This window comes from Streptomyces sp. NPDC001407, assembly GCF_042895325.1.
Classification (GTDB): Bacteria; Actinomycetota; Actinomycetes; order Streptomycetales; family Streptomycetaceae; genus Streptomyces.
Map to the genome: position 1 here is coordinate 15336 of NZ_JBIAWF010000019.1, position 21492 is coordinate 36827.

The window sequence follows — 21492 nt, forward strand, 5'->3', positions numbered from 1 at the left end:
AGGACGCGGCCGCAGGCCGCTCCCGCCGCAGGCGGCGAACCGACCCGCACATCGGGGTCTGGGGCAGTGCCCCAGTTTCGGGAAGGGGCGGGGTAGGGGAACAAGCCCGCCGCAGGCGCAACGTACCCGCACCCCAAGCCCCACTCCGTGGCCCGGGACCACCCCGGGGCCACGCCCGTGGCCCGGGACCACCCCAGGGCCACGCCCGTACTATGGAAGAACTGTGTCTGAGAACTTCGCCCAAACCCCAGCCCCCACCGGGAACCCCGCCCCCACCGCGGAGCGGCCCGCGGCGGCCGCCAAGCGCGAGCCGAAGTTCCCGGCCGGACCCGCCGCGGATCCGGCCGGCTCGCACCACGAGCGCCGGATCCGTTCCTTCCAGCCGCGCCGCAGCCGCGTCACCACCGGCCAGGGCGAGGCCCTGCGCCGCCTGTGGCCGAAGTGGGGCCTGGACATCGACGGCCTGAGCCGCCTCGACCTGGGCGAGCTGTTCGGCGACCCGGAGCTGCCCGTCGTCCTGGAGATCGGCTTCGGCATGGGCGAGGCCACGGCGCAGATGGCGGCCGCCGACCCCGGCACCGGCATCCTGGCCTGTGACGTGCACACCCCCGGCCAGGGCAATCTGCTCGCCCTCGCCGAGCGGAACGGCCTGAGCAACGTCCGCGTCGCCAACGGCGACGCGATCATCCTGCTCCGCGAGATGCTCGCCCCCGACTCCCTCGCGGGCCTGCGCGTCTATTTCCCGGACCCGTGGCCCAAGAAGCGGCACCACAAGCGCCGGCTGATCCAGCCGGAGTTCCTGGCGCTGGCGGCCACCCGGCTCGCGCCCGGCGCCGTGCTGCACTGCGCGACGGACTGGGAGCCGTACGCCGAGCAGATGCTCGAGGTGCTCTCCGCCGCCCCGGACTTCGAGAACACCCAGCCCGACGGCGGCTACGCACCCCGTCCGGACTTCCGCCCGCTGACGCGGTTCGAGGGCCAGGGACTGGACAAGGGGCACGTGGTGCACGACCTGATGTTCCGGCGGCGCGCGGTCTGATCCGCCGGCGGAGGTCCCGGCGGTGACGCGTCTCATGGCCGCCGGGCCGTAACCGTGGTCAGAACCGCCGGTTACCCGCACCGGCCCTTCGTTAGGGTCATCAAGTGCATGAGTCCCCGTCCCACCAGCAGCCGATCGCCGGGCCCGCGCCCGCCCACGGCCAGCAGCCGAGCTTCACCGCGATGCCGTCGCCGGAGGGCTGGCGCTACAAGCCGCGCCGCGCCCTGTGGGACAACAAGGCGGTGCGCGCGGGCGCGCTGATCCTGCTGCTGGCCCTCAGCGGCCTGGTCATCCTCGCGCTCGTCCGCGAACAGACCGGCACCGAGGGCTTCCTGGTGGGCCTGGGCCTCGCGGTGCTGCCCGTACCGCTGCTCATAGCGGCGTTCCGGTGGCTGGACCGGGTCGAGCCGAAGCCCTGGCGGAACCTCGTCTTCGCCTTCGCCTGGGGCGCCTGCGCGGCCACCCTCGTGGCGATCATGGCCAACGGTTACGCCACGAAGTGGCTGCTGAACACCGTCGACGTCGCGCAGCGGGCCGACGCCGACAAGTGGGGTGCCACCTTCGTCGCCCCCGTGGTCGAGGAGAGCGCCAAGGCGGCCGCCGTGCTGCTGCTGTTCCTCTTCCGCCGCCGCGACTTCAACGGCATCGTCGACGGCGTGGTCTTCGCCGGCGTCACGGCCACCGGCTTCGCCTTCACCGAGAACATCCTCTACCTCGGCAACGCCTTCGCCTCCGACCAGAGCTTCGGCTACTCGGGCCTGCAGTCGACGACGGCCGCGACGTTCTTCATCCGCGTGCTGATGTCACCGTTCGCGCACCCGCTCTTCACCTCGATGACCGGCCTCGGCTTCGGCATAGCGGCGACGTTCGGCCCGCGGCGCCGCGTGGCCCGGGTCCTCGTACCGATCGCCGCGCTGCTGACCGCGATGGTCCTGCACGCCTGCTGGAACGGTTCGGCGTCCCTGTCGCCCCTCGGCTTCCTCGCGGTCTACAGCCTCTTCATGGTGCCGGTCTTCGGCGCGCTGACCTGGCTGACGATCTGGTCCCGCCAGAACGAACTCCGTACGATCCGCGCCCACCTCCCCGCCTACCAGGCCGCCGGCTGGCTCACCCCGCCCGAGCCGCTGGCCCTCTCCAACATGCGAGCCCGCGGCATAGCCCGCGACCTCGCCCGCCGCACGGGCGGCCCGACGGCGGCGCGCACGGTCGCGGAGTACATCTCCTTCGCGACGTCCCTCGCCTTCCTCCGCCAGCGCGCCTACAACGGCGCGGCGGACGCCGACTTCACATCGCGCGAGCAGGAACTCCTCCACCACTTGTGGCAGCGGAGGAACATCGCCCAGCCGGTGCTGGCCCAGGCGTCGGCGGCGGTACCGCGGGCGTTTGCGGCGCCGGGGCAGTGGGGGTGGGGGGCGCCGCGTTGACGGGGTGAGCGCCAGCTGGGTGAACGGCACTACCCTCTAAACCGTGCCCGATGACACCGAGTGGACAGCCCCCGAGGGCTCCTGGGCCTCATCTGCTGCCCGCCGTCGCAATATGCAGGCGATCCGGAGCCGGGATACGAAACCTGAGCAGCTGATCCGGCGGCTGGTCCATGCCCAGGGCCTGCGCTACCGCGTGGCCGCGAAGCCCCTTCCGGACCTGCGCCGCACGGCAGACCTCGTCTTCCGCCCGGCCAAGGTCGCCGTCTTCATCGACGGCTGCTACTGGCACGGCTGCCCGGAGCACTACGTGGCACCCCGGACGAACCCCGGCTACTGGTCAGACAAGGTCGCCCGCAACATGGCACGCGACCGGGACACGGACGCGCGCCTCATCGAAGCGGGCTGGGTCGTGCTCCGCTTCTGGGAGCACGAGCCCTCAGACGCGTGCAGCCTCACGATTGTCGACACGGTCCGCAGCCGACGTGCTGAGCTTGGCCTCTCGCCGGGCGGTCGGCAGTAGCTCCTGGCCGTCGCGCGCGTTGTCCTCTGCGGAAACCGCCTGTGTGTCGGAACGAAGGACTGCCGCGATGGCCCGGCCCACGGCTTCCGCGACCGGCGGGGGGAAGGCGTTGCCTACCTGGCGGTAGCGGGCGGTCTTGCCTCCCTCGAACTTCCAGTGACGCGGGAAGCCTTGGATGATCGCGGCCTGTTCCACGGTGAGCATCGGGCCGTTCTCCCTGAACAGGTCACGATCCGGATCGGGCGTCTCAGGGTCGTTCGCGACACCCCATCCGTCGACACCAAGAGCCGCCCACGCCTTCTTAGCCCGACTGGGCCCGAGGTCAGCACCGCCGTGCTTCTTGGAGCCGCCGACGATGGTGGGAGCTTCGGTGGCACGCTCCGTCGCCTTCGCCAGCCACTTCTCGAAGGCGGCCTCGCCCTTGGTCCCATGCGGCTCGAACCGTTCCCGCATGGTTTCCTCAAGGGCCTCCGCGACAGTCACGACCTTCTCGCTGCCGACGGGCCACTGGAAGGTGGCTCCCTGAAGGAACTCCTTCTGAATCATGACGAGGATGGCCCGCGGACGAAGCTGAGGAACTCCGTAGGAGCACGCCTCGATCAGCTCCCAGCCACAGAACTGGTAGCCGTAGCCTTCCAGCTCCGACACGATCCCGTCCCGGTACGACTTGAACTTTTCATCAAGGATCCCGCGGACGTTCTCGATCATCACAGCCTTGGGTCGCAGCTGACCGACCAGCTCGAGCATCGTCGGGAAGAGATCGCGCTCGTCCTCCGCCCCAAGTTGCTTACCAGCCACCGAGAACGGCGGGCAGGGGACGCCTCCGGCCAAGAGGTCCAGGTCTCCCGGCTCAAGAGCAAACTTCGCGAGCTGTTTGTGCGTAAAAGGGTCGACGTCCTTCACATCGGCTTCGACGACCTCGCACTCGGCCCAGTCAGCGTGGTTCCTTACGTTGTGCCGCAGCGTCGCACACGCGTGCTTGTCGATCTCCAGGAGGGCGAGGTGCCGGAACCCGGCGTTGTGCAGGCCGAGCGCCTGCCCACCGGCCCCGGCACAGATCTCGATCGAGGTCAGCGAACGGCTGGAACCCACGGCTTCTCCTGATTCGATGCAAAGCAGACGTTCAAGTGTCGCAGAGACCGCGCGGGCCACTGTCGACCCGCAGCCCCACACGGCCGTCTGTCTGAATCAGGAAGTGTCGCAGCCCCCTCTGACATTTACCTAGTCATAGGGGGCTGCGGGCGGGTCTCAGCTCTGCAGCAGGTCATAGAGCTGGCGCTTCATCGCCTCACGATGAGCCGCCGGGAGCTGCCGGTACATCCCCCAGACCTTCTCTGTCGGCGTGGCCGGCCGGGCATCGTGGACCATCCAGGCGAGCAGGGCCTTGCGTTCCCTGTTCGGCAGGTCCAGGACCCTGTCCCAGACCTGTCCTTCGGTCATCTGGACTCCGGTGAGGTGGCGCACAGTCTCATTGCAACGCGCGCACTCCGTGATCAAATCCTCCGGATTCGCAGTGCTGCCGTCCTTATGCGGTACGACATGGCCCAGAGTCAGCCGCGCCCGCGACCCCGGCTCATCCGGATACGGCTCACCAGCCGCGACACCGCAGCGTCGGCACATGTGTCCGTCCCGCTCGTAAACAACCCGCCGGGTCTTCGCACTGATCTGACGCAGTCCCGCAGCCCGGTGCTCCTTGTCCCAGATCGGCAGCCCCATCTGCTCCAGGTAGAGCTCATCGGCCTTCAGGCTCGGCTTATCCCGGTAGTTCTTGATCACCCACCCCGCCGGCCTGAGGTCACGCATCCGGCGGTCCACCTGCTCCGTCCCCTTGATCGCCTCGCGCAACTGCTGCTTCGAGAACTTCCCGCCCTCTCCCACCTCATCCCGCAGCCACAGCGCCACACGGATGCGCGCCCCCAAGGTCTCGTCCCGCCAGTCGAGCTCTGGCTCAAGCGTCATCGCCACCCCATTCGCAAAGACGTACTATCGATCACTCGATCGCAGGGAAGAACCTACCTTGCCGAATGCGCCGCGGCAAGTAGCGGCAAGCTATAGGTTGTGACCCCAACCACCTGCCGCATGGCGGCAACCAGGAAGGCTCAACCCCTCGCATCGATCGAGGTCTGCGCTGGCGCGGGCGGACTCGCCCTCGGCCTTGAAAACGCGGGCTTCTCGCACTCCGCACTCCTGGAGATCGACCCCGACGCGTGCCGCACTCTGCGCACGAACCGGCCCCAGTGGCCTGTAGTGCAAGGAGACCTCCGTGACTACAGGCCCACTCTTGGGCACCCGCATATCGATCTGCTCTCTGGTGGCGTCCCTTGTCCGCCGTTCTCTATCGGCGGCAGACAGCTGGGAACGGCGGACGAGCGGAACCTCTTCCCCTCCATGCTGGACCTGGTCGCGGAGACAACCCCCAGAGCCGTGTTGATCGAGAACGTCAAAGGGCTTACGCAAGCGAGGTTTTCTGACTACCGCCAGCAGATCCTCGAACGCCTGGAAGCCCTCGGATACTCCGCTGCCTGGAAACTGCTCTACGCCTGCGACTACGGCGTCTCCCAACTCCGCCCCCGCGCCCTACTCGTGGCCATGCGGCCCGCCGCCTTCAGCCACTTCACTTGGCCGGTACCCGTCACCTCACAGGCTACTGCGCCAACGGTAGGACAAGTCCTCTACGAGTCTATGGCGGCGCGGAGTTGGGAACTTGCCGAGACGTGGGCGAAGACCGCCGACCGCATCGCGCCGACCCTGTGCGGTGGTTCACGCAAACATGGCGGCCCCGACCTGGGTCCCACTCGGGCTCGCGCGGCTTGGAGACAGTTGGGAGTGAACGGGGCCGGCGTCGCCGACGACGTACCCGGACCCGGTGCTCCCCTGCCAGTGAAACTCACCGTGCCACAGATGGCTCTGCTTCAAGGGTTCCCCGCGAGCTGGCAGTTCACAGGACGCAAAACATCGGCATACCGCCAGGTGGGCAACGCCTTTCCACCACCAGTCGCGGAAGCGGTCGGACGGGCCATTGTCACGGCGCTTCTCGCGAGCAGGAAAGCTCTATCCGATTAGCGCCCGGACGAGCAGCTGGCCCTGCGGTACGACTGCAGGCCCACCGGGAGGGCATGGCCATTCATCCCCTCCCGGCACGGCCTCATCCATTGAGGTTGCGACAGCACCTGCGGGCTGCTTCGAGCGCGTTAATAGCAGCCTTCGGGCCATCCTCTGACCAGGGTTCAAAGGGCCGCAGCGTGCAGAAGGACAACATGCGCTTGCGCTCCTTCCTGCGAGCAGGATCGATCTCCCAGCCATGAGCTCTGAGCTCACGGAGGCGCCTCGTCGGGTCGCCGCAGCTCTCCTCACGCGCTACCAGAATGATCAAGTCGACGAACACCTCCTGCCCGGGCTTCGCCTAAAGCAACTCGCCGACTCGAAGGTCCACTTCATCCTGGTTAATCGCAGCCTTCAGCGCCGCCGCGTCAACCGTGTGCTCGGCGAACATGGCCTGCGCGCGCCTCCACGAGGTACGGGGCTACGCCCACGCTCGTCGCCCGTCGCTCACTGAGTCGGCACGCGGCGAGCGCGGCACCGTAGCCCGACCCCCTACTGACTTCCAGCAAGGTGTCGTCCTCGCCGAGCCGCGTGTGCGACAGCAGGTCACCACCCCTGCCACCGTTGCCAGTGCTCCGGGTATGTTCGGAAGTAGCCTGCCGGAATCGCGGCCGGCCCAGACACGGGGGAGTTGGGACAGGATGGGCACGGCGTGGCTGGTGCTGGCCGTCGGCGAAGACTTGTCGCGGGGAGGCAACGACGGGTATGACGACAACCCGTCGGAGCACTACAGCTGGGACAGCCGGGTGCCGCACAGCGGCGACCTCAAGCCCGGCGATGTGATCGCGCTCTGGGACAAGAGAGCTCTGCTGGGCCTGTCCGTGATCGAGCGGATCGACATCGCCCAGGCGGTGAAGAACACCTACACCTGCCCGCACTGCAATAAAGCGGACTTCAAGCCCCGGGTACGCAAAAAGCCCCGCTACTTGTGCAAGTGCGGGAAGGAGTTCGAGGACTCAGTGGCCCGCCGCACCTCCGTGACCGCATACCGCTCTAGCCACGCGGCAGCGTGGGTCGACATGCCGGGCATACTCGACGGCAGGACACTGCGGCAGCTGTGCGACTCACCGGGGTCCCAGCTGAGCATGCGCCCGATGCACTGGGAGGTACTGCGCGAGGCCATCGCCAGGACAGGCGCACCTACCACGGTGCAGATCGCCGACACCGCGCATCGGGCCATCCACGGCGGCCACCGCCAGGCAGTCGTGCGCGCCCGGGTAGGACAGGCTGCTTTCCGGCGGCAGCTCCTGGAAACGCTGGGTGAGGTATGCGCTTTCACCGGGCCAGCACCCGCAGCTGCGCTGGAGGCAGCCCATCTGTACAGCTACGCGACAAGCGGAGAGCACCACAGCGAGGGCGGCCTGCTGCTGCGGCGGGACATCCACCGCCTGTTCGATCTCGGCCTCATAGCCGTCAACCCTGCAACTCTGACGGCTGACGTTGCCGGTCGACTCAGGCCATTCCCCGTGTACGCCGCTCTGCACGGTTCATCCCTGACCGTACCCCTGAAAGCGCGTCACAGGACGTGGCTCGAGGCCCACTGGGCTTTTCATCGGACCGGCGAACCGGGCGCGGCAGGGGCCGCCCAGGCCGGGGACGCCGGTCTTGGCGGGGCTTAGGAGCACCGATGGAAACGGACACCAAGAGACAGCACTCCCCGGAGCGGTCCCGCTCCCTGCGCCAATCCGGCGCCCGCTCACGCAGTACGTAAAAGAGTGGCCATGGTCGGGGCCTGCTACCGCCCGCTCCCAGAAGACAGCGCTGAGGGAACCCCGCGGTGTTGGCAGCCGCCCCGAACCGTCCACTGCCTCTGCGTTTTCCGTCGGCTGAGGCAGCGATCGGTCTAGGCACCGAGGTGCTGATAGATCGCTCCGGCCAGCGCTCGGCTGAGGCCGACGGGAACGGCGTTTCCGATCTGTCTCGCGATTTGGATCTTGGATCCACACCACAGATAGTCGTCAGGGAACCCCTGAATCAGGGCAGCCTCGTAGTGAGTGATGGGACGGTTCTCCACTGGGTGCAGGTAGCGGCCCTTCTCCGGTTTGAAGAACTCGGTGCGGATCGTCACTGACGGTCGGTCCGCGTGGAGTCGCCCCATCACGTCACCAGAACCGCTGTTGTGCCTGTCCCAGCTCTCTGTGGACAGGTAGACGCACTCACCGTTGATCTGGGCCCACTTCCCTCGGAGGTCCTTACGGTTGCCGCCTGGAGGAATAGCCGCATACCGGGCCATAGACAGAGGTACCGGGGTACGGCCTACATGAAGTTCGTCGGTCCGGAAGGCTCCAGGAACGTCATGTCCAAGCGGGGCGCACGTGCGTTCCGGCATAGCCTCGACGGTCCTCCCCAACTGCGCGGAACGCTGGAATATTGACCGGACCGACTTCCACGGCGGCAGAGAGCCGAAGAGCTGGTCCGGAAAGGTCACCCCGAGCTTGGCGTGGGTGGGCTGCGGGTGCTCCAGGGGCGGGAGGTCCCGGCGGGTGCCGATGACGAGTGCTCTGCGCCGTGCCTGAGGGACACCGTAGTCAGCTGCATTCAGGATCTTGGCGGTGAGCGCGTAGTCACGCAAAGCGCCGTCCCGAGCTGCCGCTACTAGTTGACTGAACTGGGACGAACGCAGGAAACGGTCCACGTTCTCCATCACGAAGACCTTGGGCTGGACATCCACAACGATACGCATGTAGTCCTGCCACAGCTTGTTACGGGGATCGTCAGGATCCTCGGGACCGAGACCCGAGAAGCCCTGGCAAGGCGGCCCACCCGTGATCACGTCAACGCTACCCGCGGACACTGGCGGCGCAAAGTCTTGAATATCGAGAGGGAGAACATCAGCGTCTGGGTGGTTCACGGCGAAGGTTGCAGCAGCGGCCTTGTCCCACTCAACCGCTGCGACAGTCCTGAAAACAGGAGCTCGCGCCCCTTCTGGAGCGTAGGAACGGAACCCCGCCGAGAAGCCCCCGCAGCCGGCAAAGAGGTCTAGCACCTGCAGTTGCTCACCCTGTCGGCCTGCATGATCACCTATTGTCATGCGTGGATCTTATGCAGCGTCACTGACACTGCCCCAGGCATCGTCCCCAGCTGTCGGCAGGCTAATGCCGTCGACGGCAACTGCGCCCCACAGTGCCGCCAGCAGTCACGTAGACGGTGCAGACGTCGGCATCACCGACCGCCGGTGGCCGATGCAACGGAGACAAATTCTCCACCATTCAGCGGTAGTTGATGGTGCTGTTGGCGCAAGCGGGCAGGCCGCGGGTGGTGATGTTCTGAGTGATGCGGGAGGGCCGCTGCGGCGGCCGGTACGTACGACACCACCGCGCTGGAGGCCACCGATCGGACGGTTCTCATCGAGAACGCTCTCGTCTGCGTGTCCGACCTGGTCACCAACGTCGTGCAGCACGCCCGGGTCGACGTTCTCTCCGTGGAGGTCGCCGTACGCGGGGAGCGGGTCGTCGTGTCCGTGGTTGATGGTGATCACGCCCGGCAGCCGCGGCGGCGGGTCGCTCGGGGTGGGCAGGAGGACGGGCGGGGGCTCGCGCTCGTGCGGTGTCTTTCGGCGGCGTCCGGGGTGACCTTGGTGTGGGATCAGCTGAACGTCGTCGGGAAGTGCGTCTGGTTCGAGCCGCTCGCCCAGACGGGCCCGTAGCCGCCGCCCCGTGCCCCCCGGCGTAGCCTCGGGAAGGAAGGGATTTCTGATGCGTGCGGAGGTTGTGCAGATGGCTGGGATTCCGACATCCGTCGTGGCTGCCGGTGGGCTCGTCGGTGGGTACGGCGTGGCGCGGTGGACCAAGAAACGGCCGCTCGGTGGGGTGGCGCTGGCCGCCGCCGGGGCCGTGGCCGCTCGGCAGTGGGCGGGGAAGGCGGGGGCCGGGAAGGCTGCCGCGCTGACCGGGCTGTACGTCACCGCGTTCGCCGGGTCGCACCCGCTGGCGAAGAAGGTCGGCGCGTGGCCGTCCGTCTTCGCCGTCGCGGGTGGTGTCGCCCTCGCCTCGTGGGTCGTGGAGAGCCGCGCCTGAGCGCCTGAGCACCTCAAGGGATCACCGGGCACCCGCCCGGTGCGAAGGCCGACGGTCCCGCCCGGTACGAGGGGCGGACGGTCCCGCTCCGTGACCGGATCGACGGGCGGCACCTCTCCCAGAGCGAGAGCCGCCCGTCCCGTGTGAGGGGCCGGACCACCCGGCCCCTCACCCGGCCCCTCACCCGCCTACGCCGACGCCTCCGTCAGAAGCGAAAGCTCCGCCTCCGTGAGCTTCAGTTCCGCCGCCGCCAGCAGCGGCGGGAGCTGTTCGACCGTGCGGGCGCTCGCCAGTGGGGCGACGACCGTGGGGCGGGAGGCCAGCCACGCCAGGGCCACCGTGGCGAGTTCGGCGTCGTGGGCCGCGGCGACCTGGTCGAGGGCGGCCAGTACGCGGGGGCCGCGCTCGGTTTCCAGGTACTTGCCGGCGCGGTCGATGCGGGCGCTGTCCACCGCCGTGCCCGGGCGGTACTTGCCGGTGAGGAAGCCCGACGCCAGCGCCCAGTACGGGACGGCGGCCAGGCCGTGCCGCTCCGCCACGTCCGCGAGCGGGCCCTCGTACGTGTCGCGGGAGACCAGGTTGTAGTGCGGCTGGATCGCCGCGTACTTGGCCAGGCCCGCGGAATCGGAGAATTCCAGGGCCTCCGCCAGGCGCTCGGCCGTGATGTTGGAGGCCGCGATCTCGCGGACCTTGCCCTCCTTCACCAGTGCGTCGAGCGCGGTGATGAATTCCTCCACCGGCAGCGACGGGTCGTCGTAGTGCGTGTAATAGAGGTCGATGTAATCGGTGCGCAGGCGGCGCAGGGAATCCTCGACGCCTGACTTGATGACGGCCGCGGACAGACCGCGCGGCTCGGGGACACCCGCGCCGACCTTGGTGGCCAGGACGATGTCGGCACGGTTGCCGCGGGCGGCGAACCAATTGCCGATGACGGTCTCGGATTCGCCGCCCTTGTTGCCGGGCACCCACGCGGAGTAGACGTCGGCGGTGTCGATGTGATTGCCGCCGGCCTCCGCGTAGGCGTCGAGGACGGCGAAGGACTGCGCCTCGTCGGCCGTCCACCCGAACACGTTGCCACCGAGGGCCAGCGGGTGGACGGACAGCTTGCCGATCTTCTTGTGAATGTCAGCCATGCGTCTCTCCAACGTCCTTACGGTGCGGGGTATTCCGCTATTTCCCGGCCGCGGGGCTACTTCGCGGCCGCGGGAAGTGGCTCCGCCCGCTTGGTGGACAGCGGTGCCGCGATCGATTCGAGGGAACGCCCCTCCGCCGGTACGGCGAGGAAGGCCGCGACCAGTCCGGCGGCGCACATCAGTGACGCACCGATCTGGAAGGCCAGCACCGTGTCACCGACGACGCCACTGCTCGTCAGGTCGGAGAAGATCAGCGGGCCGGTGATGCCGCCGGCCGCCGTGCCCAGCGCGTAGAAGAAGGCGATGGCCATCGCACGGGTCTCCATCGGGAAGACCTCCGACACCGTGAGATACGCGCTGCTCGCGCCCGCCGAGGCGAAGAAGAGGACGACGGCCCAGCAGGCGGTGAGGGTGTCGGCGCTCAGCCGCCCGGCGCCGAAGAGCCAGGCCGTGCCGAAGAGGAGCAGGCCCGACAGCAGATAGGTCGAGGAAATCATGACGCGCCGGCCGACGGTGTCGAAGAGCTTGCCGAGCAGCAGCGGGCCGCAGAAGTTGCCCGCCGCGATGACCGCGAAGAAATAGCCGGTACGGGAAGTGGAGACCCCGAAGAAGGTCGTGAGAATGGCGCCGAAGCCGAAGGTGATCGCGTTGTAGAGAAACGCCTGGCCGATGAAGAGCGCGAGGCCGAGCACGGCCCGCCTACGGTACTCGCCGAAGACCGTACGGCCGATTTCCCGGAAGGTGATCGCGGACCGCTGGTGAATGACGATCTCACCCTCGGCGGGCGGCAGTTCGCGCCCCTTCTCCGCCGCGACGCGTTCCTCGATCGAGGTCACCAGCTCTTCGGCCTCGTCCCCCTTGCCGTGGATGAACAGCCAGCGCGGGCTTTCCGGCACGTGCCGCCGTACGAGCAGGATGACCAGGCCCAGGACCACCCCCAGGGCGAACGTCAGCCGCCACCCCACGTCGACCGGGAAGATGCTCGTGTCGAGCATCAGGATCGACAGCAGCGAACCGCCGACCGCGCCGATCCAGAAACTGCCGTTGATGATGAGGTCGACCCGGCCGCGATAGGCGGCGGGGATCAGTTCGTCGATGGCGGAATTGATGGCCGCGTACTCGCCTCCGATGCCGAATCCGGTCAGGAAGCGGAAGGTGAAGAACCACCAGGAGGAGAACGACAGGGCGGTCAGTGCCGTCGCGGCCAGATAGACGGCGAGGGTGACGATGAACAGCTTCTTGCGGCCGAACCGGTCGGTGAGACGGCCGAAGAAGAGCGCGCCGGAACACGCCCCCGCCACATAGAGGGCCGCGGCCAGGCCGGTGATCTCGCCCGAGGTGACCGGCAGGCCGCTGCCCCGCTCGGCGAGGCGGCCGGCGATGTTGCCGACGACCGTGACCTCCAGGCCGTCCAGGATCCAGACGGTGCCGAGGCCGATCACCACCATCCAGTGCCAGCGGGACCAGGGGAGGCGGTCCAGACGGGCCGGTACGGAGGTGGTGATCGTGGCTGTCACGGCATCCGAGTGCCCCTGTCCGCGACAGGTATGCGCGGCGGACGCGCGACACCGTACGGGGACGGGCCCGGGGCTACGGCTCCAGGCCCCGCTCGCGCAGCCAGGGCAGCGGGTCGACCGGGGCCCCGCCGTCCGGGCGGATCTCCAGGTGGAGGTGCGGGCCGGTGACATTGCCGGTGGCGCCCACGCGGCCGATCACGTCACCGCTGTTCACCTTGCCCGACGTGACCACCATCGACGACAGGTGGCAGAACCACACCTCCGTGCCGTCGTCCAGCTTCAGCACGATGCGGTAGCCGTACGCGCCCGCCCACCCGGCGTGGGTGATCGTGCCGCTGCCGATCGCCTTGACCGGCGTGCCGGTCGGGGCCGCGAAGTCCTCGCCGGTGTGGTTCGCGGACCACATGTTGCCCGCCTGACCGAAGCCGGCGGTCAGGGTGTACGAGCCGACGGGGAGGGTGTACGCGCCGGGGCTGTGCGCGGCGGGCGTACGGGGGCCGGTGTCGGTGGGGTCGGCAGCGGCGTCCTCCGCGGCCGCCGGACGGGCCTCGGTCCGCGCCGCCTTCGCCTGCTCGGCCTCGGCGGCCTTCGCCGCCCTCTCCGCCTCGGCCGCTCTTCCGGCCTCGGCCGCCCGCGCCGCCTTCTTCGCCGCCGCCTCGGCCGCCTCGCGCTGGGCGGCCTCGCGCGCCTGGTCGTCGGCGCCGTTCTGCTGGTGCTCGGCCTGCTGGAGGATGCGGGCGCGCAGGGCTTCGCCCGCGTTCGTGGCTCCCTGAGCGGCTTCCTCGGTGCTCAGGCCGGCCTGGGTGAGCGGCTGCTCGGCAGCGGGCGCGGCGGGCGCGGCCTCCTCCTCGTGCGCCTGGCCGCCACCGAGGAGGGACCCGGCCAGGTCGGGTACCGATATCGGTGCCGCCGGACGGTCCTGCGCGCTCGCCATGCCGCCCGCGCCGACCGCCGCGATGACGCCGACGCCGAGGACGGCGCCGCTGCGGGCCATCGTGCCGCCGCGCTGCTTGGCGACGCGGTGCCGGCCGCCGCTCCCGCCACGGGCCGGGGTGGCGGCGGGGTCGGTCACGGCAGGCTCGGTCACGGCCCAGTGGGGAACGGTCGGTTGAGAGCCCGTCGGCTGAGGCACCGTCCGCTGAGGAGCGACGGCGAAGCCCGGTGCCGGAGGAGCGATCGCGGGCTCGTCGGCCGTGCCCGGCGGAGGCGTCGCCATATGGGCGGTCATATACGCGGGCACGATCGGAAGTTCAGGTGCGTAGGGCTCGTACGACCCGTGCAGAGTGGGGTCGAGGACAGGCTCGTTGGACGCCACGGGGGCGCACTCCTTTCCTTCCTTCTCGCCTACCGGGTTAGCTGTCGGGTTCGGAGCAGGAAGGTCTCCTACGAGCCGGGTGCGGCCCGATTCACCCCAGGGCGAGTGGTTCCCCGGTTCCCAGATGGTGCTGGTGTATCAGCTCTTGCTGTGCCCGCGGGATTCGGCGAAGGCGCACGGCGCCGCCTCTTGCGACGGTGATGAGGACCGCACGTCGTTATCGAACGTTAATAGACAGACCGTGCAGTTTCCAAGCCGAAAGGCTGAATCGGTCGGCTCCTTGGTCAGGACTTGGCGAGGAGGCCGACTTCTTAATGTGGTCCTTATTCCGAGGGAATGCGGAACGATCAAGATCCACTACTGGGGGTGGGGGGCGGATTTGGGCTCAGCGGCGGGGATGTTCTCCCACCCCGCCGCTTCCTGGCTGTGTCTTGGGGCTCCGCGTGGGGGCTCCGCCTTGGCCCCCTGGCTGCGGGTGGGTGGGCGCCTGCGGCGGGCTTTTTCCCCTACCCCGCCCCTTCCCGAAACTGGGGCTCCGCCCCAGACCCCGACCTGCACGCCCGATGCCGCCTGCGGCGGGGGCGGCCTGCGGCCGCGTCCTCAAACTCCCCCAGCTACCTCCCCCAGACTCCGTCCGGGGGTGCCCCCAGAGGTGCCCCCAACGGGCTGAAAAACAAAAGCATGGCGTGCCCCGAAGCGTGATGTCACCCTCCGGTGGGAGGGGGTGGGGTCGGAGGGTGGGGTTCTGGAACGCGGTGCGACTTCACGGCAATACGAGGCACGGCGCCCGCACCGCGTTCCAGGTCCTCAGCCCGGAGGCCCCACTCCCGGCACCCACCACAACCCAAGCCCGGCCGGCGATTGAGGCCACCCGCCGCAGGCGCAACGCACCCGCACCCAGAACCGCCCCCGCACCCAGCGGAAAGCGCACCCACCACAACCCAGCCCGGCCGGCGATTGAGGCCACGCCCGCAAGGGCGTCCAAACCCGACCGTCAGACCTTGGGCCCGCGCCGCGAGCCCCCGCCCCCGCCGCCCCGGCGAACCGCATTGCCCGGCCGCGTCCCACCAGACCGGCGCGAGCCGCCGCCCTGACCCTGACCCGTGCCGGTGCCGAAGCCGCGGTAGCCGCCACCACCATTGCCGGCGTTCGGCTCCGTACGCGTACGGCCGCGAGCACCCGAGCCCGAACCGCGCGAGCGGGACGGCTTCTTCGCGCCTGCCTGCCCCTGCGGCTGCGCGGCGACCGGAGGCGCTATGACCACCGCGACACCACTGGGCTCACGCGCCCCGGTGATCCGCTCCAGCTCGGGGTCGCGGGGGTGCGTCTTGAGGACGTTGGGGGTGATCTTCGCCGTGGCCATCATGCGGGTCATCTCGCGCCGCTGCTCGGGCAGGACGAGGGTGACGACCGTGCCGGACTCGCCCGCGCGGGCCGTGCGGCCGCCGCGGTGCAGGTAGTCCTTGTGGTCCATCGGCGGGTCGATGTTCACGACGAGGTCGAGGCCGTCGATGTGGATGCCGCGGGCGGCGACGTTGGTGGCGACCAGCGCGGTGACCTGGTCCGTACGGAAGAGCTCCAGCGTGCGGTTGCGCTGCGGCTGGCTCTTGCCGCCGTGCAGCGCCCCGGCGCGCACGCCCTCGGAGAGCAGCTTCTTCACCAGGCGGTCGGCGCCGCGCTTGGTGTCGACGAACATGATCACGCGGCCTTCGCGGGCGGCGATCCGGGTGACCGCTTCCTTCTTGTCCGCGTCGGTCACGAAGAGCAGGTGGTGCTCCATCGTGGAGACCGCGCCGACCGAGGCGTCGACGGAGTGCGTCACCGGGTCGGAGAGGAAGCGGCGCACGAGGCGGTCGACGTTGCGGTCCAGGGTCGCGGAGAACAGCATGCGCTGGCCGTCCGGGTCGACCTGGTCGAGCAGCTTGGTGACCTGCGGCAGGAAGCCCATGTCGGCCATCTGGTCGGCCTCGTCCAGGACCGTGATCCGCACGTCGCCGAGCTTGCAGTCGCCGCGCTGGATCAGATCGGCGAGCCGGCCGGGGGTGGCGACCAGGACCTCGGCGCCGCGCGCCAGGCTCTGCGCCTGCCGGCCGATGGACATGCCGCCGACGACGGTGGCGATCCGCAGGTTGACCGCGGTGGCGTACGGGCTGAGGGAGTCGGTGACCTGCTGCGCCAGCTCGCGGGTGGGGACGAGCACGAGGGCGAGCGGGCGGCCCGGCTCGGCGCGGCGGCCGGTCGTGCGGGCGAGCAGCGCCAGACCGAAGGCCAGCGTCTTGCCGGAGCCCGTACGGCCGCGGCCGAGGACGTCACGGCCGCTCAGCGAGTTGGGAAGGGTGGCGGCCTGGATCGGGAACGGCTCGGTGACGCCTTCGCGGGTCAGCGTGGCGAGCAGGCCGTTTGGCATGTCCAGGTCGGCGAAGGAGGCCACCGGCGGCAGGGCCGGGGTGGTGGAGACCGGAGTCTCGAACTCCCCCTGGACGGGAGCCGCGGGACGGCGGCGGGGCGCCTGGCCGCCGCGGGCGGACTGGCCGCCGCCACCGCGCTGGCGGGGCGGACGGGCGGAGCCGCCGTCGGAGGAGGAAGAACGGGCGGAGCGAGTCATACGGGGACCTTCCCTCAATGGGGTGGCACGCCCGGAAGATAAGACTTCGCTTCGCGGGACCGTCCTCGGACGGACGGGCGGCGGAAAAGCCTGGGCGCGCTTGGTGCGGGGGCAGCAATGGGGCCCGCACCCAGTGGTGCGGGCCCCATTACGTGGTGCTTCATGCGGTGCCCGGCGAGGACGTCGGACTCATGGCGCGAGGGCCGTAAGTCCCGTCACCCGGACCGGGTGGGCATGTGAATCGTCAGGCAGCGACGATGTTCTCGGCCTGCAGGCCCTTCTGGCCCTGCGTGACGTCGAAGGAAACCTTCTGGCCCTCGAGCAGCTCACGGAAGCCGGAGGAGGCGATGTTCGAGTAGTGGGCGAAGACGTCCGGGCCGCCGCCGTCCTGCTCGATGAAGCCGAAGCCCTTTTCCGAGTTGAACCACTTCACGGTGCCAGTAGCCATGTCTATCTCCTTGTGAATGGGATGGGCCCCACACCGGAATAGACCGGCAAAAACAAAAATGCGCCTTCGGCTACATAACCGTCAGGCGCACACGAGTTCATGGGTACCACAACTGCAACTTCCGTCGACCATAGCACACGGGGGCGGCCCCCGTAACCCCCGTCTTTCCCGCCCGCCGTCCGCCGACCCCAGGATCCGGCCCCCGGCCGCCCCGGCTACAGCTCGACGCCCTGGGCGCGGGCGTGCCGGTCCGCCGCCACTTCGGCCTCCGCCTCGTCGAGATAGACCTCGCAGACGAGCCTGCCGTCCGCCGTCATGTTGTGCTCCAGCTCCCACAGGCTCAGCTCGCCGCCGCCTTCCAGCAGGAAGGCGTGCTCGTAGAAGCGGCACCAGGTGGCGTCCCGGCCGGTGCCCCGCCGGCGCGGCTTGGTGATCAGCGCGATGTGGTGGCCGAGCGCCTCCTGGAGGAGCTCGCGCACGACCTCGCCGGGCCCGTCCTCGTTCTCCGCGCGGCGCAGCAGCCGCCGGGCGTGGTCGGGCGAGGCGTCGGAGACGTACTCCCGGCGGGGCTGGGTGGGGCCCATGGCCAGCAGCAGCTCCTCCGCCAGCCAGGCCGGCAGCTCCTCGGCCTCGCTGCCGGGACCGATGCCGCCGCCGATCCGCTCGTGGACCCGGCGCTCGGCCTGGTCGAGGGCGTCCTCGTGGGCGTACAGCTCGTAGAGGAACCGCTCGTCGGGGCCGGTGTCGTGCTCCAGCTCGTAGAGCAGCAGGCTGCTGCCGTCGGTGAGCAGGAAGATGTGCCGGTAGGTGTTGCACCGCAGCGGCCGCGCGTCGTCGTTGCGCTGGCGGTACGAGCGGAGCTCGGCCTGGTGCATCAGGGCGGTGCGCAGCCGGGTGAGCACGGCCTCGTCGATCTCGAAGCCGTTCTGTGCCCGGTCCAGCAGCCGCTCCACGTGCTCGGCGGGGGTGAGCTCGGCGCTCACGCCCTGGCCGCGCCCCTCGCGCCCCCTGGCTTCCGCGTGCTCCGTGCCCTTGCCGCCGCTCCCGCTCCCGCTCTCACCCGCTCGCGAGTTCTCCATGCCGCTCGACCTCCCGACCTCGGCCACACCCCACCCCGCGCACTTACCGTAGCGGCGCGAACACGGCATCGGGGCCGGGTTCGGGCGAACTGGTCGGGTCACCCGACCGGACCCCACACCGGGCGCACCGCGGACTACGCGCCTGGCGTCCCCGGCATGGACACCCCTTCCGCGCTCGCCGTGATCACCGGGGCCGGTTCCGGTGCCGGTCCGTTGGTGCCCGGCTGTTCGCACAGGGCAGCCACCCGCCGCTGCTCCTGGGCAGACGGCTCGAACGGCTGGACGCACCGGGCCTGCCGCGGGCGCCGTGCCTGGCGGTGGACGTCACCGGCCGTGCCGCGCTCACCCCGGCGGTCCGGGAGGCGGAGGACGCGTACGGGCCCACGGACGTCCTCGTCAACAGCGCCCGGGTGATGCTCACCGGCGATCCGGTGACGCAGAGCCCGGACGGGTGGGACCGGATGACCGCCGGAGTGAGGGCCGCGTACCGGGCCCAGGAGGCCGCTCCGGAAGGCGGGCTCATCGCGGAGGACGTCGCCGAGGCCATTCGATATGCGTGCCGCCGACCGCGGAATGTCCGCATCCGCGAGATCGCGCCGGCGGACACCGGCCGGACGGTCTGAGCCCACGTCAGCCACGCCCGCCGCAGGAACGCCCGGGAACACCCGGGAACGCCGAAACCCCCGCCGACCAGGTCGGCGAGGGTTTCGATACCAGTGGCACTGGTAGGCCGTGTGGGACTCGAACCCACAACCAATGGATTAAAAGTCCACTGCTCTGCCAATTGAGCTAACGGCCCGCACCCGCAGCATAGCCCGGCCGACCGCGTTATCCCGAGTCGTTATGGCCGACTCATCGGCCGGGGCCGTGAACGCGGCGGGGCCCGTACGCCACCGAAGTGCCGTACGGGCCCCAATTCACCTGCGGTGATCAGCCGTTGCGCTTCCAGCGCGGCTTGTCGTCGCGGCGGCCGAAGGAGGAACCGGCGCTGCCACCGCGGTGGTCGTCACGACGGCCGGCGGGACGGTCGCCGCCGGAGCGGTAACCACCGGTGGAGGGGCGGTCGTCGCGGCGGTCGCGGTTGAACGGGCGGTCGCCGCCACCGGAGCGGTAGCCGCCGGTCGCGGGGCGGTCGTCACGACGGAAGCCACCGCCGGAGGACGGACGGTCGTCGCGGCGGAAGCCACCACCGGAGCGGTCGTCACGACGGTCGTCACGGCGGAAGCCACCGGAGGGACGGTCGTCACGACGGTCGCCGCCGGAGCGGAAGCCACCGGACGGGCGGTCGTCGCGACGGAAGCCGCCACCCGAGGACGGACGGTCGTCACGGCGGAAACCGCCACCGGAGGACGGACGGTCGTCGCGACGGAAACCACCGGAGGGACGGTCGTCACGGCGGAAGCCACCGGACGGACGGTCATCGCGGCGGTCGTCCCGACGGAAACCACCGGAGGGACGGTCGTCACGGCGGAAACCGCCACCGGAACGGTCGTCACGACGGTCATCGCGGCGGAAGCCACCCGACGGGCGGTCGTCGCGACGGAAGCCGCCGGAGCGGTCGTCGCGGCGGTCGTCACGGCGGAAGCCACCGGAGCGGTCGTCACGACGGTCGTCGCGGCGCTCGAAGTTGCCACGGTCGTCGCGGCGGTCGTTCGCCGGGGCGGTCTGGGCGGGGACGGCGGCCACTGCGGCCTCCTCCTCGGCCTTGACCTCCGCGGCGGCGGCCTCGGCAGCGGCGGCCACGGCCGCCTCCGGGTCCTCGCCGCGCTCGCGGGCGGCGCGCGCCAGGAGACGGTCGGCCTCCTCGCGGAACTCGGTGGCGCGGCGCTGGACGCGCTCCAGCTGGCGGGTGAGGTCCTGGACCTCGCGCTCGGCCTGCTTGGCGGCGTTGGCGGCCGAGTCGGCCTGGACCTCGGTCAGCGAACGGGCGCCGGTGATCTTGGCGACGTCCTCGTCGAAGGCGCCGGCACCGCCGACGATGTGGCGCGAGGCGTCGACGCCCGCGTCCTCCATCAGGCGGAAGATCTGCTTGCGCTGGTGCGGCAGGGCCAGGGAGACGACCGTGCCGGACTGGCCGGCGCGGGCCGTACGGCCGGAGCGGTGCAGGTAGTCCTTGTGGTCACCGGCCGGGTCGACGTTCAGGACCAGGTCGATGCCGTCGACGTGGATGCCGCGGGCGGCGACGTCGGTGGCGACGAGGACGTTGACGTAACCGCCCTTGAAGTCCTCCAGCACCCGGGTGCGCGCGCCCTGCGTCATGCCGCCGTGCAGCGCGTCGGCGCGGACACCGGCGTCGAGCAGCTGCTCGGCGACGCGGTCGGCGCCCAGCTGGGTGCGGACGAAGATGATGGTGCGGCCCTTGCGGGCGGCGATGGCGGCGGTGACCGGCGCCTTGTCCTTCGGCTTCACGACGAGGACGTGGTGGGTCATGGTGGTGACGGCGCCCTGGGCGGCGTCGACCTCGTGCGTCACCGGGTTGACCAGGTAGCGCTTGACGAGGGTGTCGATCTCGTTCTCCAGCGTGGCGGAGAACAGCAGGCGCTGGCCGCCGGCCGGGACCTGGTCGAGGATCTCGGTGACCTCGGGCAGGAAGCCCATGTCGGCCATCTGGTCGGCCTCGTCGAGGACGGCGACCTGGACCTTGTCGAGCTGGGCGGCACCGCGGTTGAGGATGTCGCGCAGGCGGCCCGGGGTGGCGACGAGGATGTCGACGCCACGCTCCAGGGCGTAGATCTGGTTGCCCATCGACGTACCGCCGCAGACGACCTTCATCTTGAGGCCGAGCACGTCGCCGTACGGCTGGAGGGCGTCCGCGACCTGCATCGCGAGCTCGCGGGTCGGGGTGAGGATCAGGCCGCGGGGGCGCTTCTTCTCGGTGTGGCCGCCGGCCAGCGTGGACAGCAGCGGCAGACCGAAGGAGAGGGTCTTGCCGGAGCCCGTGCGGCCACGGCCGAGGATGTCCTTGCCGGCCAGGGCGTCCGGGATGGTCGCGGCCTGGATCGGGAACGGGGTGGTGACACCGTTCTGCGCCAGCTTGCGGACGATCGCCTCGTCGAGGCCGAGGTCACCGAAGGTGATCGTCGGCTCGGCCGGCTCGGCGGCCTCCTCGACGACGGTCTCGGCGACGGTCTCGGCGACGGCCTCGGTGGCGTCGAGCTCCTCGGTGACGACGATCTCGTCGCCCTCGGGCATGACGGTGTTCTCAGTGGAAATAGACATGCGAAATGCGAAACCTTCCGGAGTTTCGGCACGCGCCCAAGCTCCGTGTCGGCTTCACAAATGACCGCCTCGATG

18 protein-coding genes, 1 tRNA gene and 1 riboswitch are annotated in these 21492 nt (G+C 69.9%); of the genes, 8 read left to right on the forward strand and 11 right to left on the reverse strand.

The genetic code is table 11. The features are described from left to right. Nucleotides 1–223 precede the first annotated feature (223 nt). The 3 genes from trmB to ACFY1P_RS24240 all read left to right on the forward strand — a co-directional run bounded on the left by trmB (nucleotide 224) and on the right by ACFY1P_RS24240 (nucleotide 2983). The gene (trmB, locus tag ACFY1P_RS24230; RefSeq protein ID WP_390751865.1) at nucleotides 224–1039 is read left to right on the forward strand and encodes a tRNA (guanosine(46)-N7)-methyltransferase TrmB; all 816 of its coding nucleotides are present in this window, start codon (nucleotides 224–226) and stop codon (nucleotides 1037–1039) included. 182 nt (nucleotides 1040–1221) lie between these two features. After that, nucleotides 1222–2463 (forward strand): PrsW family intramembrane metalloprotease, encoded by a 1242-nt coding sequence (locus tag ACFY1P_RS24235; RefSeq protein WP_361527447.1) that lies wholly within the window; start codon nucleotides 1222–1224, stop codon nucleotides 2461–2463. A 43-nt stretch (nucleotides 2464–2506) separates the two neighbouring features. Next, nucleotides 2507–2983, forward strand: coding sequence for a very short patch repair endonuclease (locus ACFY1P_RS24240; RefSeq protein WP_361527431.1), 477 nt, complete (start codon nucleotides 2507–2509; stop codon nucleotides 2981–2983). Here ACFY1P_RS24240 and ACFY1P_RS24245 read toward each other — a convergent pair. Together ACFY1P_RS24245 and ACFY1P_RS24250 are read right to left on the reverse strand one after the other, a co-directional pair. Then, nucleotides 2900–4075 (reverse strand): DNA (cytosine-5-)-methyltransferase, encoded by a 1176-nt coding sequence (locus tag ACFY1P_RS24245; RefSeq protein ID WP_361527430.1) that lies wholly within the window; start codon nucleotides 4073–4075, stop codon nucleotides 2900–2902. The genes ACFY1P_RS24240 and ACFY1P_RS24245 overlap by 84 nt on opposite strands. A gap of 156 nt (nucleotides 4076–4231) precedes the next feature. Next, complete coding sequence (locus ACFY1P_RS24250; protein WP_361527428.1) at nucleotides 4232–4942, reverse strand: HNH endonuclease signature motif containing protein; 711 nt, start codon at nucleotides 4940–4942, stop codon at nucleotides 4232–4234. A gap of 120 nt (nucleotides 4943–5062) precedes the next feature. On the opposite strand from ACFY1P_RS24250, the gene ACFY1P_RS24255 reads away from it, so the two are divergent. Further along, a complete protein-coding gene (locus ACFY1P_RS24255) occupies nucleotides 5063–6046 on the forward strand; it encodes a DNA (cytosine-5-)-methyltransferase (protein WP_361527426.1) in 984 nt (327 codons plus the stop codon). A 680-nt stretch (nucleotides 6047–6726) separates the two neighbouring features. Further along, nucleotides 6727–7704, forward strand: coding sequence for an HNH endonuclease (locus ACFY1P_RS24260; protein WP_390751866.1), 978 nt, complete (start codon nucleotides 6727–6729; stop codon nucleotides 7702–7704). Nucleotides 7705–7928: 224 nt separating this feature from the next. Here ACFY1P_RS24260 and ACFY1P_RS24265 read toward each other — a convergent pair whose 3' ends face one another. Continuing rightward, a complete protein-coding gene (locus ACFY1P_RS24265) occupies nucleotides 7929–9116 on the reverse strand; it encodes a DNA cytosine methyltransferase (protein WP_361527422.1) in 1188 nt (395 codons plus the stop codon). A 315-nt stretch (nucleotides 9117–9431) separates the two neighbouring features. Between ACFY1P_RS24265 and ACFY1P_RS24270 the strand changes: the two genes are divergently transcribed. Both ACFY1P_RS24270 and ACFY1P_RS24275 read left to right on the forward strand, forming a co-directional pair. Further along, on the forward strand, nucleotides 9432–9731 hold the full coding sequence (locus tag ACFY1P_RS24270; RefSeq protein WP_390751914.1) for an ATP-binding protein: 300 nt from the start codon (nucleotides 9432–9434) through the stop codon (nucleotides 9729–9731). Between the two features lie 70 nt (nucleotides 9732–9801). Next, nucleotides 9802–10101, forward strand: coding sequence for a hypothetical protein (locus ACFY1P_RS24275; RefSeq protein WP_361527420.1), 300 nt, complete (start codon nucleotides 9802–9804; stop codon nucleotides 10099–10101). Between the two features lie 188 nt (nucleotides 10102–10289). Here ACFY1P_RS24275 and ACFY1P_RS24280 read toward each other — a convergent pair whose 3' ends face one another. The 6 genes from ACFY1P_RS24280 to ACFY1P_RS24305 form a co-directional block, all read right to left on the reverse strand. Then, nucleotides 10290–11234: an aldo/keto reductase gene (locus tag ACFY1P_RS24280; RefSeq protein WP_390751867.1), complete on the reverse strand. Its 945-nt coding sequence runs from the start codon at nucleotides 11232–11234 to the stop codon at nucleotides 10290–10292. A gap of 56 nt (nucleotides 11235–11290) precedes the next feature. After that, the gene (locus ACFY1P_RS24285; protein WP_361527416.1) at nucleotides 11291–12751 is read right to left on the reverse strand and encodes an MFS transporter; all 1461 of its coding nucleotides are present in this window, start codon (nucleotides 12749–12751) and stop codon (nucleotides 11291–11293) included. A gap of 73 nt (nucleotides 12752–12824) precedes the next feature. Beyond that, nucleotides 12825–14066 carry a peptidoglycan DD-metalloendopeptidase family protein gene (locus tag ACFY1P_RS24290; RefSeq protein ID WP_390751868.1) on the reverse strand — a complete coding sequence of 414 codons (1242 nt, stop codon included), beginning with the start codon at nucleotides 14064–14066 and terminating at the stop codon, nucleotides 12825–12827. Between the two features lie 11 nt (nucleotides 14067–14077). Continuing rightward, nucleotides 14078–14212: riboswitch (cyclic di-AMP (ydaO/yuaA leader) on the reverse strand. Nucleotides 14213–15060: 848 nt separating this feature from the next. Then, nucleotides 15061–16671 carry a DEAD/DEAH box helicase gene (locus ACFY1P_RS24295; protein ID WP_361528453.1) on the reverse strand — a complete coding sequence of 537 codons (1611 nt, stop codon included), beginning with the start codon at nucleotides 16669–16671 and terminating at the stop codon, nucleotides 15061–15063. Nucleotides 16672–16915: 244 nt separating this feature from the next. Continuing rightward, entirely contained in the window at nucleotides 16916–17119 is a 204-nt protein-coding gene (locus ACFY1P_RS24300; RefSeq protein WP_116212685.1) for a cold-shock protein, read from the reverse strand. A gap of 215 nt (nucleotides 17120–17334) precedes the next feature. Further along, nucleotides 17335–18198: a DUF6227 family protein gene (locus ACFY1P_RS24305; protein WP_361528451.1), complete on the reverse strand. Its 864-nt coding sequence runs from the start codon at nucleotides 18196–18198 to the stop codon at nucleotides 17335–17337. Nucleotides 18199–18515: 317 nt separating this feature from the next. On the opposite strand from ACFY1P_RS24305, the gene ACFY1P_RS24310 reads away from it, so the two are divergent. Continuing rightward, nucleotides 18516–18821 carry a hypothetical protein gene (locus ACFY1P_RS24310; protein ID WP_390751869.1) on the forward strand — a complete coding sequence of 102 codons (306 nt, stop codon included), beginning with the start codon at nucleotides 18516–18518 and terminating at the stop codon, nucleotides 18819–18821. A gap of 100 nt (nucleotides 18822–18921) precedes the next feature. On the opposite strand, the gene ACFY1P_RS24315 is transcribed toward ACFY1P_RS24310, so the two are convergent. Both ACFY1P_RS24315 and ACFY1P_RS24320 read right to left on the reverse strand, forming a co-directional pair. Next, nucleotides 18922–18997 (reverse strand) — tRNA-Lys (locus ACFY1P_RS24315). Nucleotides 18998–19128: 131 nt separating this feature from the next. After that, nucleotides 19129–21417 carry a DEAD/DEAH box helicase gene (locus ACFY1P_RS24320; RefSeq protein ID WP_390751870.1) on the reverse strand — a complete coding sequence of 763 codons (2289 nt, stop codon included), beginning with the start codon at nucleotides 21415–21417 and terminating at the stop codon, nucleotides 19129–19131. Nucleotides 21418–21492 lie beyond the last annotated feature (75 nt).